Source organism: Vibrio frigidus (assembly GCF_042465995.1).
Lineage (GTDB): Bacteria > Pseudomonadota > Gammaproteobacteria > Enterobacterales > Vibrionaceae > Vibrio.
Map to the genome: position 1 here is coordinate 62,768 of NZ_JBCDMC010000014.1, position 14,923 is coordinate 77,690.

Annotated in this window: 17 protein-coding genes; 3 read left to right on the top strand and 14 right to left on the bottom strand. The window is 42.0% G+C overall.

Annotated elements, in window-relative coordinates:
* Positions 1-2: 2 nt before the first annotated feature.
* The 11 genes from eutJ to AACW90_RS20055 all read right to left on the bottom strand — a co-directional run bounded on the left by eutJ (position 3) and on the right by AACW90_RS20055 (position 7,740).
* Positions 3-845, bottom strand: coding sequence for an ethanolamine utilization protein EutJ (eutJ, locus tag AACW90_RS20005; RefSeq protein ID WP_390238093.1), 843 nt, complete (start codon positions 843-845; stop codon positions 3-5).
* Positions 846-848: 3 nt separating this feature from the next.
* Complete coding sequence (locus AACW90_RS20010) at positions 849-2,243, bottom strand: aldehyde dehydrogenase family protein (RefSeq protein WP_390238096.1); 1,395 nt, start codon at positions 2,241-2,243, stop codon at positions 849-851.
* A 27-nt stretch (positions 2,244-2,270) separates the two neighbouring features.
* Positions 2,271-2,567 carry a EutN/CcmL family microcompartment protein gene (locus AACW90_RS20015; RefSeq protein ID WP_195702910.1) on the bottom strand — a complete coding sequence of 99 codons (297 nt, stop codon included), beginning with the start codon at positions 2,565-2,567 and terminating at the stop codon, positions 2,271-2,273.
* Positions 2,568-2,617: 50 nt separating this feature from the next.
* Positions 2,618-2,896 carry an ethanolamine utilization microcompartment protein EutM gene (eutM, locus tag AACW90_RS20020; RefSeq protein WP_229637994.1) on the bottom strand — a complete coding sequence of 93 codons (279 nt, stop codon included), beginning with the start codon at positions 2,894-2,896 and terminating at the stop codon, positions 2,618-2,620.
* 40 nt (positions 2,897-2,936) lie between these two features.
* The gene (gene eutM / locus AACW90_RS20025; protein ID WP_331275673.1) at positions 2,937-3,245 is read right to left on the bottom strand and encodes an ethanolamine utilization microcompartment protein EutM; all 309 of its coding nucleotides are present in this window, start codon (positions 3,243-3,245) and stop codon (positions 2,937-2,939) included.
* A gap of 24 nt (positions 3,246-3,269) precedes the next feature.
* Positions 3,270-4,241, bottom strand: coding sequence for a phosphate acetyltransferase (gene pta, locus AACW90_RS20030; RefSeq protein WP_390238098.1), 972 nt, complete (start codon positions 4,239-4,241; stop codon positions 3,270-3,272).
* Between the two features lies 1 nt (position 4,242).
* Complete coding sequence (gene eutT, locus AACW90_RS20035; protein WP_390238100.1) at positions 4,243-5,046, bottom strand: ethanolamine utilization cob(I)yrinic acid a,c-diamide adenosyltransferase EutT; 804 nt, start codon at positions 5,044-5,046, stop codon at positions 4,243-4,245.
* A gap of 8 nt (positions 5,047-5,054) precedes the next feature.
* Positions 5,055-5,765, bottom strand: a complete 711-nt coding sequence (gene eutQ, locus AACW90_RS20040) for an ethanolamine utilization acetate kinase EutQ (RefSeq protein ID WP_390238102.1) — start codon at positions 5,763-5,765, stop codon at positions 5,055-5,057.
* Positions 5,766-5,799: 34 nt separating this feature from the next.
* Positions 5,800-6,279 carry a EutP/PduV family microcompartment system protein gene (locus AACW90_RS20045; protein ID WP_390238104.1) on the bottom strand — a complete coding sequence of 160 codons (480 nt, stop codon included), beginning with the start codon at positions 6,277-6,279 and terminating at the stop codon, positions 5,800-5,802.
* Positions 6,276-6,629 carry an ethanolamine utilization microcompartment protein EutS gene (eutS, locus tag AACW90_RS20050; protein ID WP_195702903.1) on the bottom strand — a complete coding sequence of 118 codons (354 nt, stop codon included), beginning with the start codon at positions 6,627-6,629 and terminating at the stop codon, positions 6,276-6,278. Before eutS ends, AACW90_RS20045 begins: the two co-directional genes overlap by 4 nt.
* 352 nt (positions 6,630-6,981) lie before the next feature.
* Complete coding sequence (locus tag AACW90_RS20055) at positions 6,982-7,740, bottom strand: MipA/OmpV family protein (protein ID WP_390238107.1); 759 nt, start codon at positions 7,738-7,740, stop codon at positions 6,982-6,984.
* A gap of 321 nt (positions 7,741-8,061) precedes the next feature.
* Here AACW90_RS20055 and AACW90_RS20060 point away from each other — a divergent pair, with 321 nt between their 5' ends.
* From AACW90_RS20060 to AACW90_RS20070, 3 genes are all read left to right on the top strand, one after another.
* The gene (locus tag AACW90_RS20060; RefSeq protein WP_195702902.1) at positions 8,062-9,996 is read left to right on the top strand and encodes a PrkA family serine protein kinase; all 1,935 of its coding nucleotides are present in this window, start codon (positions 8,062-8,064) and stop codon (positions 9,994-9,996) included.
* A 144-nt stretch (positions 9,997-10,140) separates the two neighbouring features.
* Entirely contained in the window at positions 10,141-11,412 is a 1,272-nt protein-coding gene (locus AACW90_RS20065; protein WP_390238110.1) for a YeaH/YhbH family protein, read from the top strand.
* An 11-nt stretch (positions 11,413-11,423) separates the two neighbouring features.
* Complete coding sequence (locus AACW90_RS20070; RefSeq protein WP_390238112.1) at positions 11,424-12,938, top strand: SpoVR family protein; 1,515 nt, start codon at positions 11,424-11,426, stop codon at positions 12,936-12,938.
* Between the two features lie 60 nt (positions 12,939-12,998).
* Here AACW90_RS20070 and kdsB read toward each other — a convergent pair whose 3' ends face one another.
* From kdsB to lpxK, 3 genes are read right to left on the bottom strand one after another with little or no spacing between them, the layout of a single operon-like run.
* Positions 12,999-13,754, bottom strand: coding sequence for a 3-deoxy-manno-octulosonate cytidylyltransferase (kdsB, locus tag AACW90_RS20075; protein ID WP_390238114.1), 756 nt, complete (start codon positions 13,752-13,754; stop codon positions 12,999-13,001).
* A complete protein-coding gene (locus tag AACW90_RS20080; protein ID WP_195702898.1) occupies positions 13,754-13,933 on the bottom strand; it encodes a Trm112 family protein in 180 nt (59 codons plus the stop codon). The genes kdsB and AACW90_RS20080 overlap by 1 nt, the downstream gene beginning before the upstream one ends.
* Positions 13,914-14,921, bottom strand: coding sequence for a tetraacyldisaccharide 4'-kinase (lpxK, locus tag AACW90_RS20085; RefSeq protein ID WP_390238116.1), 1,008 nt, complete (start codon positions 14,919-14,921; stop codon positions 13,914-13,916). The genes AACW90_RS20080 and lpxK overlap by 20 nt, the downstream gene beginning before the upstream one ends.
* Positions 14,922-14,923: the final 2 nt, after the last annotated feature.

The following is a 14,923-nucleotide window of genomic DNA, read 5'->3' on the forward strand; positions in this document are numbered from 1 at the left end:
AGTTACTCCACTACTCTAGAAACAACAGGATTTAAACCATAATTTGCAATCGCGAGCGGTGTTAAATATAGAGCGTGCTCGAAGGTTACAATTTCCGTTTCTGGGAACGTGGCGCTAAAGATTTTGTTCACGCCGTTAACCAGAGTTCCACCACCCGTTAAGTACATATGAGAAGGTGTCTCTTCTTTAATATGGTGCTTAACAATATCCGCCATTTTTTCGATAACGGGCCTTACAATGATGGCAATATCATTCTTTTCAAAGCTTGTTCTCTTCAAGCGTTCCGCTTCATCGTCATCAACTTTTAGGCTACCTGCGATAACTAAAGAAACATGTCTACCACCACTAGGATCGTCTAGTGAATAAAGCTGTTTCCCATTTTTAATTACCGCAGTACCTGTTGTTCCACCGCCAATATCGACTACCGCGCCATTTTCTATATTCAGTAGGTCTGCGACGCTTGAAGGCTCGTCAATCACCTTCGTCACTTCAATACCTGCCGACTCAACAACATTTATTGATATTCTTGGATCAGTACCCGGGGGATACGACGTAATCGCGCTCTCAACCGTGATAGATAACTTCTCTTCAACCCGCTTTATTTGAGAACGCACAATCCGACACGCCCCCATATAATCAACAACTACGCCATCATTGACAACATTTGCCCAGTCTAAGAAGGCGGCGATTGGCACACCTTCTCCATCTAGAACCACAGTTTGAATATCTGCGGTGCCAAGATCTACGCCTATGATCCAGCTTTCCGGCGTATCTGTTGGCGTATCATCATTGACAATATCGTTAATGACCGCGAGACGTTGAGTGACAATTTCTAGCTGATTCATCGACTAAATAATCCTAAACGAATCAACCGCCGTACAACGACGTTTACGTGTAAAGGTCAACGAATTAGTCACCCCTTCACCAGTTGGAGTAGAGATGGTCATGGTTGTCCAGCCTTCTCCACCTGCACCAATTGCAGCAATACAAGGGCCATTTTTAGCGAGAAGACTGCTGTCTATCTCATAAGCCATTCGCGTCAATACATCGATATTTTTTGAATGAATCGCGGCGGTGTGATGATTGCCTGATTCAAGCTCTACTGCCCAATCAATAGCCTGATCTGCATTAGCGGCTTTGATTACAGGTAAAATTGGCATCATCTGTTCTGTGGTCGCAAAGACATTGTCTTTGGTGGCATGAAAGACGAGTAATCGAGTAGACTCTGGTATATCTAATCCAATGGTTGCGGCAATCTTACTTGCGTCTCTTCCAACCCATTGAGGGTTTGCACTTGGCGAATCACCTGGATAACCTTTCAATACTTTTTTGGCGATCTCTTCTGCTTGGCTAGCACTAATTTCATAAGCTCCATGCTGAGTCATCGCATGCATTAGACTGTCTGCGATAGACTCAACTGCAATGATTTCTTTTTCACTTGCACACACGATATTGTTATCAAACGAGGCGCCTTCAACAATGGAGACAGCGGCGCGGTCAATATCGGCGGTTTCATCAACCACAACAGGAGGATTGCCAGGCCCCGCTGCAATTAAACGTTTGTCAGTGATCTCTTTTGCGGCATCAACAACGGCATCACCGCCAGTAACCACTAAAAGTTTGATTCCAGGGTAAGTAAAAAGCTTTCTCGCATTATCTAATGACGGAACTTTTACCGTAGTGCATATATTAGGTGGTCCACCCGCTCGAACTGAGGCCTGATTAACTAATTGAATAGCACGTTGTGACACTTTCTTTGCTGCCGGATGCGGTGCAAATACAACACCATTACCTGCGGCAATCATACTGATCGAATTATTGATGACAGTACAAGATGGATTTGTACTGGGCGTAACCGATGCAATAACGCCCCATGGAGCGTTCTCTATCAGACTCAATCCACTATCACCTGACACCGCCTGAGGAGTAAGAATTTCAGTACCAGGTGTTCTTGAAGCGACCAGTAAATGTTTACGAATTTTATCTTCCACACGACCGAATCCAGTCTCTTCAACTGCCAATTCAGAAAGCTCTTTTGCATGCTTCTTTGTCATGCGACGAATTTCGGTGATGATATTATCTCGAACCGCTAAGCTACGGATCTGTTTCTGCGCATCTCGAGCGGCTGCAACCGCATCATCTAACGACTCAAATACACCATGATCGCTGCCCGTCGGTTGGTCGTCAGACTTTAGTTGAACAACAACCCGACGGACAATATCTTCAATTTCGCTCTGATCCATTCTATTTTCCCCTAATCCAGGTACTTATCAGCTTTTGTGGTATTGGACACTCTTATCTGATGTGATCTCATCAATAATTCCAACGACGCAAAGATCAATTGGCGAATGCTCGCCACTTGTTCCATAGGCCATTCGAGCTGAGCTTCCAGCAACAACTAACACCCATTCGCCTTCACCAGCGCCAAGCTGATCCATAGCGACATGGACTTCACTCGTCGAATTACCCTTCTTATCAACAAACTCGACTAAACAGAGCTTGTCCGCTCTCATATCAGGGCTACGAATTGTAGCCACTACTTGCCCTACTACTTTTGCTACACGCATGTCTCCCCCTTGTCTTCTAACGCCTACCTAGCAAGGAGGCGACGCGCAACTTATTTTTTCAAAGAAATAGGGAAAACATTCTCAAGATCTTGGTGAGGTCTTGGAATGACATGAACCGCAACGAGTTCTCCCAATTTTTGTGCAACTACAGCACCAGCGTCTGTAGCCGCTTTACAAGAAGCAACATCGCCACGTACCAACGCCGTTACATAACCTGAGCCTATTTGCTCATAACCAACCAACTCAACACGAGCCGCTTTTACCATCGCATCAGAAGCTTCGATTAAGGAGGTAAGCCCTTTTGTTTCTATAATGCCTAACGCATCCATTAGCATTTCCTCATAAATTCATTGTTTTTTGTAAAATAGTTTATTTTTTAGCTGCCGGTGTTGGTGCTGGCGCCTGAGTTATTGGGAAGATAGCTTCCAAATCACCATGCGGACGAGGAATAACGTGAACCGCTACTACTTCGCCTAAACGTTGCGCTGCTGCTGCACCTGCATCTGTTGCTGCTTTACAAGCTGCTACATCGCCTCGTACCATTGCCGTTACTAAACCTGAGCCAATTTGCTTATAGCCAACTAACTCAACACGAGCCGCTTTTACCATTGCATCAGATGCTTCGATAAGTGCGGTTAGACCTTTTGTTTCTATAATGCCTAGAGCTTCCATTTGAATTCTCCTAACGTTTATTCACATTAATTACATACATGACGTAAGTACTGATATATCGACGATATCGTCGGAACTGCAACCCCGTGACAGATCATGCATGGGTTTTGCTAACCCTTGCAACATCGGCCCCAGAGCAATATACCCCCCTAAACGCTGTGCAACTTTATAAGCAATATTGCCAGCACTTAAAGAAGGGAAAATAAATACATTTGCCATTCCACCTAATGGACTATTTGGCATTTTTTGGGCGGCGACTAAAGGCTCTATAGCGGCATCAAATTGAACTTCACCGTCAATGATAAGATTAGGGCAGCGTTGTCTAACTAGTTCTGTTGCTTCAGAAATTTTGCTTGCTGCAGGGTGTGATGCACTACCTTTAGTAGAAAATGACAGCATCGCAACGCGAGGTTCGATACCGGTCAATCGTTGAAAATTGTTAGCCGTATCAACAGCGATATCTGCAAGCTGTTCTGTCGTCGGTAAAGGAATAACCCCAGCATCAGCAAAGGCATGGGTCTTCGTGCCATCCGGGGACAACATTAAGAAAAAACTCGATACTGTTTTACTACCAGGAGCGACACCTATACCTCGAATTGCACTGCGAATCACATCGCCAGTTGTCGACAAATTACCGGCTATACATATATCGGCATAGCCTTGGTCAACCATAAGTGCCGAAAACTGTAAGGGATTAGATACCTGCTTTCGAGCTTCCTCTATCGTTATCGGCTTGCGTTGCTTGTCGACGAATATTTGAACCATTTCATCAAAACAGCCCGCGGTTTCTGGTGCCAATGTTGTTAAACAAGGCATTGCGATACCTGCTTTGTAAGATCTGTCACGAAGCATAAACGGGTTACCAAGAATAATTGGTTCAGCTAACCCATTTAATTTCAGTTCATTTGCGGCATGAAGAAGCCTCACATCGTCCGTATCTGGAAAGACGATTCTCTTAGGAGCTTGACGACATTTGAGTCTACACTGCTCTAGAATTTCCATGTTATTTCAATCTCTCTAAGACGCTTTCGTTACCGTTCTTACATTGCCATACTAATATCATCACCACATAAACAGCACTGGATAGACGGTTTAGCCCCGCAACAATATCTTCCCTTTCCAAACGCATACTGATATCAATAAACACTCGACTCGCTTCCAATTCTAGTTCTCGAATAGAGGCTCTCAATATATTGAGCTTAGCGACATCCAAACCAAATTTAGCTTCCGGCAACATGTGGTCGTAGCCTAAATATTTTAATGGATTATGTGACCACGTATGGATGATTTCAGAATCAATATCGCCAAAAGAAGGAAGAGATAATAGCTCACCAGTCACCTCAGATTTCAATAACTGTCCAAGGTAAGAGCGAATATCGGACATTGCATGAGTGATGAAGAGTGGTTGTTCTTGCAAAACACACTGCGCTTCAACACACAAACAAATAACGGTATCTATCTTTCCTCTAAGCGCTATACGAGGATGATTCTTAGGCACAAGAACTTGGTCATCTAAATGTGTCATGTACGAGGGTTTGTCAGTGATATCACTTCCGCACGCCCAACAACCATTCTGTGGCCTTTGGTTATTTATTTTTAATGGATGAACTTTTTCAATACCTGAACCGTCACGCTGAGGAACAAAGACTTCACCTTGTTCATTCACATAACGAATCGTTATCTTACGCTCTGATAGTAATGCTGTAGCAGAAGGCGTAAAGCGAGAGTCTTTTGGAAGATGCACTTCACTTCCATGTGCTAAGCCAAACTCGGCTCGCAGAAAATCCTCAGTAATGAAGGTATTCATTACGTCACCTATTGCCCTGACCAGTCGGCAGGGTATGCGACATAAACAAAGCGAACATGCGTTGGAGTCCCAAATTCAATACTGCTTCCTTTCGGAATAAAAATAACATCACCAGGCTTACCTATCGTTGTGCCGGATGGCGTTTTGATATGCAATTCACCTTCAAGTACCACATCTACTTCGTCGTAGTTGAGTGTCCAAGGGAAAAACGCTTTTTCCCAACCCATATAGCCAACACCTAACGTGCTATTTTGTGCGGTTCCAATCACATCGGTTAGTCCCACATTTTTACCCGGTGCACCATCAAATACATCAAGCTCTACCGAATTACCACGGACTAAAACAATGCCATCATCATTGATCTGGCGTGGACATGTCGGTGCTTTTACATTGAAATCCGCCATCGCTTTTTTAATCAATGACTCTATCAAGCCGCTTTCTACATTGGTGCCGACTCTGGACTGAATTTCATCCTTAATTTTGTGTAATGTTTGTTGCTTAGGAGAGGGAGGGATTAGTGATGAATCCTTTTGTACAGTTATTTCATTCGGCTTCGTCGGTATAGCACTAGACCCCTCTTCGATTAGAGATATCCCGAATGTTTTCGCAACGTCATAGGCTTCCGGCGTAACAATAGTAAACCCTGCTTTTATAGCGATCTCTTTTATACTTTTTGCATTAGCGTCGCGTACATCATTAGCAGTAATTAATTTTTTCATTAATTTCACCTTGACAGCCTTATTATATAAGGCTTTATTTATTTAAACTGCACAAAAAAGTTCTTAATTTATTTATAGATTCTTCATCGAAAATAGATATATGAAAATAAGGACCTTCAATATCATTTCTTATCAAAAATCGCTCAGCTTTACCTATGTCAGCAGTATCCATATCCACCTTACTGATAACACCAACAATACGTTTATTAGGGTAAACCCTTAATAAACCTTCTGGCACAGAAAATCTTTTTGCATTTGCTGGTTGCAAATAGACAATTGTATTTACTGACGAAATAGTTGACAGCAAAGGACCATTCCATGCTCGGTTATCTACATATTCACCTGGGGTATCTATCGCGCAACCAGAATAATAAATTGGCGTTTGTGTTTTCCTTTGGTTTCCTTGCGGATTAACCAAACGAGTGATCAATGCAGACTTACCAGCATCGACTTCGCCGATAACGGCAAAATTAGTAGGCAACGTACTAGCACCTTCATGAAGGGGCGCATTCATGTACGAGTTGCCTTGCAGGTTGTATAGCACAAATCACCAGCCAGAGTCCGCAGAACTTCTTCAAGAGCGACCTCCACAGACCCTACAGAGCCTGTAATGACAAGTGAGCCTGAGAATCTATCTAAGAAGCCTATGCCCACGTTTGCCGATTTGGTGGCGATATCACCAGCAATGATAGCTGTTTCACCCGGAGTCAACGTTAGTATCCCAATAGCTTCGTTATGGACAACTCCAATCCGTTCACAAAGTTCCTCTGTTGGGTTTGCAACCATATGCGCTAGCGTTATCTGCTTTCCAGGCACATATTCTTGTACAACCCTATCTATTGGGTCACCAAATTCATGGTTCATTTAAACCACTCACTATCTGTTTGTTTTTTTTACAATAACGCCAATCTTCTATATTAGATGTGATACTTATCTCAAATAGTTATTTGTTATTATTTCAAAAGTTAAATTAAGAGATAGAAATCACAATAAGGATTAAGGCCAGTCAATATAAAGAAAAATTAAGTCGGATTGTGTAGAGATATTACATTAATTACTTATTTAATTCGATCAGTGAAATATATGTTTATACATACCTATATAATGCGTACTATTACATGAGCACATCATATGTTTTGACAAGTTTGAATCAACAAATTTATTAAATGCATTTATTGATTCAGATCATAGTCATTCTGGTTTCATTAAAATAATTTTAGAAGGAATAGGTAATTCCAATATTCGCGGTGGTAGAATCCGTTGAATCCAAAAGTGGGCTTTTTTCGATATCGCCTTCTAGATTGGTGTACCTCACACCGCCCCGAACCATCACACTTCTGCTTAAAAACACGTAACCACTAACGCCGACGAAATACTGCCCGCTTCCGTTAATATCAAACTCACTTATATCCCCACCCGTCTTATCTGACTCTTGCTTCGAGACACCATATAAGTGTTGATTCATTTTATTGTCATTGTATGAGTAACCTACGGCAGGAGTGATGCCACCTCCGCTAAACCGGAGAGGGAATCGCCACGCTAACTCGCCATATAGTCCATTGTGCACGCCAAGTATGTCTGCGCCTAACGCGGCTTCAAGCAGCCCAACAGGTGTCAAATACTGATAACTAGCACCGGCTAAAACAGTGTCTTCTCTTTCATCGAGTAACCTCATACTGGCAATATCAGAATCACCCGGTTTAAAAGTCCTCGGGTCATAGATCGCTCTTACTATGAAGTTATGAGTCGACCCTCTCGGATTGAATCGATATCCAGCGCTAAACCCTCTAAAAAATACGTTCTCACCTTCGTAACCGAGAATAGGGATAACGGTTTTGTTGGTCGGTGTTCCTTTATAGACCTTAGGAGAATAAGCGGCACCAACACCAACTGACCATGGTGACGGACTAGCCAATGCAAAAGAACTATTTATTGCAATTACACTCAATATTGCGATTTTATTAAAATTTCTCACGGCTCAACCTTCTCATTAGAATCAACCTAGCATTTAAACGCTTGTTTATAGCCGAATAACTTCATTTAACGACAAGCTTGCAAAGCATAACCACTACTAATGCTACTGACCAGAAATTTCACATGTTTTCCACTAAAGATAAGCATCTAAAATGTGACTCATATAACCCATATTTTTAGGTTATCAATCAACACCATTATTCGAAAAAAGTATAAATAAATACATAATTGTTAAACATTATCTCAAAACAACGTCTAGTCTTAGTTAATGAAGGATTACTATTTTGCTGTTGTCTGTTTGACGGTTTTGGAGGGGTAAAGCATGAGTATTTTTGACCATTATCAAGCGCGTTATGAAGCGGCCAAGGATGAGAAGCTTTCATTACAAGATTTTTTATCACTTTGTCAAAAAGATAAAAGTGCTTACGCGAATGCAGCCGAACGCCTTTTACTTGCGATAGGCGAACCCGAAGTTATTGATACCGCTCACGATCCACGATTGAGCCGCATTTTCTCTAACCGAGTCATTTCTCGATACAAAACCTTTGAGGACTTCTACGGTATGGAAGATGCGATTGAACAGATCGTTTCTTACTTAAAGCATTCTGCACAAGGGTTGGAAGAACGAAAACAGATTCTATATCTATTGGGACCCGTTGGTGGGGGTAAATCCTCATTGGCTGAAAAACTCAAAGCGCTAATGGAACAGTGCCCAATTTATATACTTGCCGCAAACGGAGTTCGTAGCCCGGTTAACGACCATCCTTTCTGTTTATTTAATGCTGAAGAAGATGCCACCTTACTAAAGAAAGACTACGGTATTGAAAAACGATACCTACGATCAATTATGTCACCATGGGCGGCGAAAAGACTGCACGAATTTGGTGGAGACATCAGTAAGTTTACTGTAATTAAACTGCGTCCTTCTATTTTGGATCAAGTGGGTGTGGCAAAAACTGAGCCGGGTGATGAAAACAACCAAGATATATCATCGCTGGTTGGTAAAGTCGATATCCGACAGTTGGAGCACTATTCACAAGATGACCCAGATGCGTACAGTTATTCAGGTGCACTTTGTAAAGCCAACCAAGGCTTAATGGAGTTTGTGGAAATGTTCAAAGCACCTATCAAGGTGTTGCACCCACTACTAACTGCAACCCAAGAAGGAAACTACAATGGTACCGAGGGGCTTTCAGCACTACCTTTCGATGGCATGATACTCGCCCACTCCAACGAATCTGAATGGCAAACTTTTAGAAACAATAAGAATAATGAAGCGTTCCTAGATCGCGTTTATATTGTCAAAGTGCCCTATTGCTTAAGAGTTTCTGAAGAGATTAAAATCTATAAAAAACTGTTAGAACACAGTGAACTCTACAAAGCACCGTGTTCACCAAGCACCTTAGAAATGCTGGCGCAATTCAGTATCCTCTCTCGAGTTAAAGATCCAGAAAATTCATCTCTGTTCTCTAAAATGCGGGTTTACGATGGCGAAACGCTCAAGGATACCGATCCAAAAGCGAAAAGTTATCAGGAGTATCGAGACTTCGCTGGTGTCGATGAAGGTATGTCAGGTTTATCGACACGCTTTGCATTTAAGATCCTATCTCGAGTGTTTAACTTTGACCAAACAGAAGTCGCAGCCAATCCTGTACACCTTTTCTACGTCATAGAACAACAGGTTGAACGAGAACAATTCCCAGCGGAATTAGCAGAAAAGTACACCGAATTCTTAAAAGGATATTTGGTACCCAAATATATTGAGTTCATCGGAAAAGAGATACAGACCGCTTATTTAGAGTCCTATTCAGAGTATGGACAGAATATTTTTGACCGCTACGTCACTTATGCAGATTTTTGGATACAGGATCAAGAGTATCGCGACCCGGAAACCGGACAACTGTTTGACAGATCAGCGCTTAACAGTGAACTAGAGAAAATTGAAAAGCCTGCAGGAATCAGCAACCCGAAAGATTTCCGTAACGAAATAGTAAATTTCGTGTTGCGCGCACGCGCCAGTAATAAAGGATCTAATCCAGTTTGGACCAGTTACGAAAAACTTCGCACTGTAATAGAAAAGAAAATGTTCTCTAATACAGAAGAGCTACTGCCCGTTATCTCGTTTAATGCCAAAACATCGACCGATGACCAGAAAAAGCATGACGATTTCGTCGCTCGAATGATGGAGAAAGGCTACACCAAGAAACAAGTTAGATTGCTGTCTGAGTGGTATTTACGCGTTCGTAAATCCTCTTAAGTACGTAGACCTTAACCAATGCCTATGTGTAGATTGAACATCGCTCGAGTGCATTTATTTCAAGTGAAAGGAGTATTCGCGTCACATTATATGCATTCATTGATAAGCGAATACTTACGCTATGGCGTTTACAAGGAGTAACTCATGGGGCAGTTTATCGATAGAAGGCTCAACGGTAAAAACAAAAGCACTGTCAATCGGCAAAGATTCTTGCGTCGTTATAAAGAGCGGATAAAAGAGTCAATAGCCGATGCTGTTAATCGTCGCTCCATTACCGATATTGAAAGTGGAGAGGATATTGCTATTCCTCATAAAGATATTAAAGAGCCGACCTTTCATCAGGGACAAGGCGGCAGACGAGAACGTATACATCCGGGAAACGATCAATTCGTCAAGGGTGACAAAATGGAACGGCCAAAAGGAGGCAATTCCGGTGGTGGTTCTGGAGAAGGTAACGCCAGTCCCGATGGTGAGGGTGAAGACGAATTCGTTTTCCAGATATCTAAAGATGAATATCTGGATTTATTGTTTGAAGACTTAGCGCTCCCTAATCTAGAGAAAAATCAGATAAATAAAATTATTGAATGGAAAACCTCCCGCGCAGGATACAAAACCTCTGGGGTTCCTTCCAATATTGCTGTCGTCCGTTCTTTACAACAATCTCTTGCACGTAGAACGGCTATGACAGCAGGCAAGCGGCGCCTGCTCAAAGAATTAGAGCTTGAGTTAGACCGAATTGGAAAACATGAGCCTGCACAACCACTCGAAGAGTCAAGAATCGAAGCCGAAATAGTAGAGCTTAGGCGACGTATTTCAAGTGTCCCATTTATTGATAGCTTTGACCTACGATTCAAAAATTTCGACAGACGACCGGTCCCATCTAGCCAAGCCGTCATGTTCTGTATAATGGATGTCTCTGGTTCAATGGACCAGGCGACAAAAGATATCGCCAAGCGTTTTTATGTTTTGTTGTATATGTTCTTAACTCGAACCTATGAAAACGTAGAGGTGATATTTATTCGACATCATACCCAAGCAAAAGAGGTGGATGAACACGAATTCTTCTATTCGCAAGAAACTGGGGGCACTATTGTATCCAGTGCTCTAAAGCTGATGGACAAGATAATTAAAGAACGATATCCACAAGGAGAATGGAATATTTATGCCGCACAAGCGTCTGACGGAGACAACTGGGCGGACGATTCTCCAAAGTGTAAGGAGCTATTGCGAGATAGCTTACTTCCTACCTGCCAATACTTTTCATACATTGAAATCACCAAAAGGAGCCACCAAACTCTCTGGCATGAATATGAGAAGATTAAAGAAACATCAAACAACTTCGCGATGAAAAACATTCGCTCTGTGGAAGATATCTTCCCTGTCTTTAGGGAGCTGTTTAAAAAGGAAACAGCTTAGGGAGTATTGCAATGACAAAAAAGAACAGCAGTAAAATGTTACCAGACGGGCCAGATTGGACATTCGATATGCTCGAGGTGTATCACCAAGAGATAAAACGAGTTGCCGAGCACTACCGTTTAGATACTTACCCAAACCAAATTGAAGTGATTACTTCTGAACAGATGATGGATGCCTATTCAAGTATTGGTATGCCAATAAACTACCACCATTGGTCATTTGGTAAAAAATTCATCCAAACTGAACAAAATTACAAACATGGTCAGATGGGTTTAGCCTATGAGATAGTCATTAACTCTGACCCTTGTATCGCCTACCTGATGGAAGAAAACAGTGTCACCATGCAAGCACTCGTCATGGCACACGCCTGCTACGGACATAACTCTTTTTTTAAAGGCAATTACCTATTTCAAACATGGACAGACGCCAGTTCCATTATTGATTATCTATTGTTCGCCAGAAACTATATAACCGAATGTGAAGAAAAACACGGAGTTGATGAGGTAGAGAAAACGCTTGATTCTTGTCATGCTCTGATGAATTTTGGTGTAGACCGATACAAACGCCCAGAGAAAATTTCTATTGCAGAAGAAACCATTCGCCAAGAAGAGCGCGAGGCTTACTTACAATCTCAGGTGAATGACCTTTGGCGTACTGTTCCAAAATCCAAAGATATATCAGAAGAAGAGAAGCGTCGTTTCCCTTCTGAACCTCAAGAAAATTTACTCTATTTCATCGAAAAAAACGCACCTCTATTGGAATCGTGGCAACGAGAGGTCGTTCGTATTGTAAGAAAAGTAAGCCAATATTTTTATCCACAAAAGCAAACCCAAGTCATGAACGAGGGCTGGGCAACTTTCTGGCATTATACGATTTTGAATCACCTTTACGATGAAGGCCTTGTCTCTGAGAAATTTATTCTTGAGTTTCTTCACAGCCACACCAACGTCATCGCACAACCCCCTTACAACAGTCAGTATTACAGCGGTATAAACCCATACGCGCTTGGTTTTGCGATGTTTCAAGACATCCGACGCATCTGCGAGTCCCCTACCGATGAGGACAAGGAATGGTTCCCTGATCTGGCCGGTTCCAATTGGTTAGATTCGTTACACTTTGCAATGCACAACTTCAAGGACGAGAGTTTTATCAGCCAATATCTTTCTCCAAAAATGATTCGAGATTTCAAACTGTTCTCTGTTTTGGACGATGACAGACAAAACTTCATAGAGGTCAGCCATATTCATGATGATCCCGGTTATAGAAAAATAAGAGAAAAATTAGCGGCGCAATATAATTTAAGCAATATAGAACCCAACATTCAGGTATGGAATGTGGACGTAAGAGGCGATCGCTCGATGACGCTCCAATATATTCCTCATGATAGAGTCCCTTTGGCCGATGGACACGATGAAGTTCTGAAACATATGTATCGATTATGGGGATTTAATATTGTACTAGAAGAGTTAACCGAAACTGGCCGTAGAAATATTATTAGTGCGTGCCCGAACAAGGCTGAATCTTAACAGGGTAAAATAGAATATTAATACCCGATGGCTTTTTCTAAAACTATCGGGCGTTAATAATTACATTTTAGCAACGATATCCCGCACCTTTTGTAAATCTTCTGGTGTATCCACACCCGCTGGTGGAGATTCGATTGCCACATCTACGTGAATTTTTTCACCATACCAAAGTACTCGAAGCTGCTCTAAACTTTCAATTTTTTCTAGCACACTTGGCTGCCAGTTTATATAGGTATCAATAAACCCAGCTCGGTAAGCATAGATGCCAATATGTCTCAGTAATGACTGCTTGATGGTTTTAGGATCTTTAGCAAAATTATCCCTATCCCAAGGAATGGACGCTCGGCTAAAATAGAGCGCAAATCCCTTCTCGTCTCTTACCACTTTTACTGCATTTGGATTAAACACCTCATCTTCGTCTGCAATTTCTACCGCTAACGTTGCCATAGGAGCAACACTATTTTTGGCGAGGTTTTGTGCAACTTGTCTAATAATACTTGGTGGAATCAGTGGCTCATCACCTTGAACATTAACGATAATTTGATGTTTATCTATACCCATCTTATCGACAACTTCTGCTAGACGCTCTGTACCAGATTCATGATTAGGGGAGGTCATGCATACTTGAGCACCAAACGCTCTCGCTTTGGCCTCAACACGTTCATCATCTGTAGCAATAATAACCTGTTCTGCTCCAGACTTTAGTGACTGCTCATAAACCCACTGGATCATCGGTTTACCACCAATATCGGCGAGCGGTTTACCAGGTAAACGACTTGATTGATACCGAGCCGGAATGACAACAGTAAATGACATTATCTACCCTCTTCTACTTCCATTGTGCGCGCTTCTGGTTCCAATAAAACTGGAATACCTTCTTTTATTGGGTAGGCCAGACGATCAAACTTACAAATTAATTCTTGATTTTCAGCATCATAAAAAAGCTTACCTTTGCACACTGGGCAAGCAACAATCTCAAGCAAACGGTGATCCATATTCATTCCTAACATTCAATATTTTGTCTAATATTTGCTTTTCTTCTTGCTGAGAGAAACTCGCGGTTACTGGTAGGTACCACCAATTTTCTTTCGCATACGAAGAACACTTAACTGCGTCTTTTTCGGTCATAATCATATTCAAGCCAAGTTGCTGCAGTTCAAGCAACTCAGACTGTTTAAAATCTTGATGGTCAGTAAAGCCTTGTGTTTTTACAACGTCGGCACCTAGCGAATCGAGTGTTTTGAAAAAACGATTAGGGTTACCAATAGCGGCAAATGCAACTAATTTATCTAGCTCACTCACCATTTTCTCTTCACCCGTCACCAAATTTTTAGCAAAACCCGGATAGAGCGTCATGGCTATTTCACCGTCACGAGTTATCCCACCATTGTTCACTATAAAGTCCACATTATTTAACCTATCAAGCCCTTCACGTAAAGGGCCAAGTGGTATAAATGACTCATTGCCAAAACGACGGTGCCCATCAATAACGACGAATTCAATATCACGAGCTAATGCGTAATGCTGCAAGCCATCGTCGGTAATGATGATGTCGACATCGCTATTAAGAAGAGCCTTCACAGCGTTTGACCGTATAGGGTCGACAACGACAGGAGCACCTGTGCGTTTAAATATCAGCTTTGGCTCGTCACCACTCTCTTTAGTTGATGTTTTCTCATTAACAATAAGTGGATATTGGTTGGCTTTGCCTCCGTATCCTCGAGAAACCACAGCAGGCTTTAACCCTAATTCTTGTAGTTTTTCCACCAACCAGATTACAACAGGCGTTTTACCATTTCCACCAGCCGTAATATTGCCAACCACTACAATAGGTAATGGCGCTCGATAGCTTTGAGCGTTGTTCTGAAGAAAACGGTCTCTACGTGAGCTTGCAACCCATTTAAAGATCTTACTTAATGGCCATAGGACGGGCCATAAAAGCAAACCTAAAAAATGATTCTCAAACCATATCTTTTCAATCATGA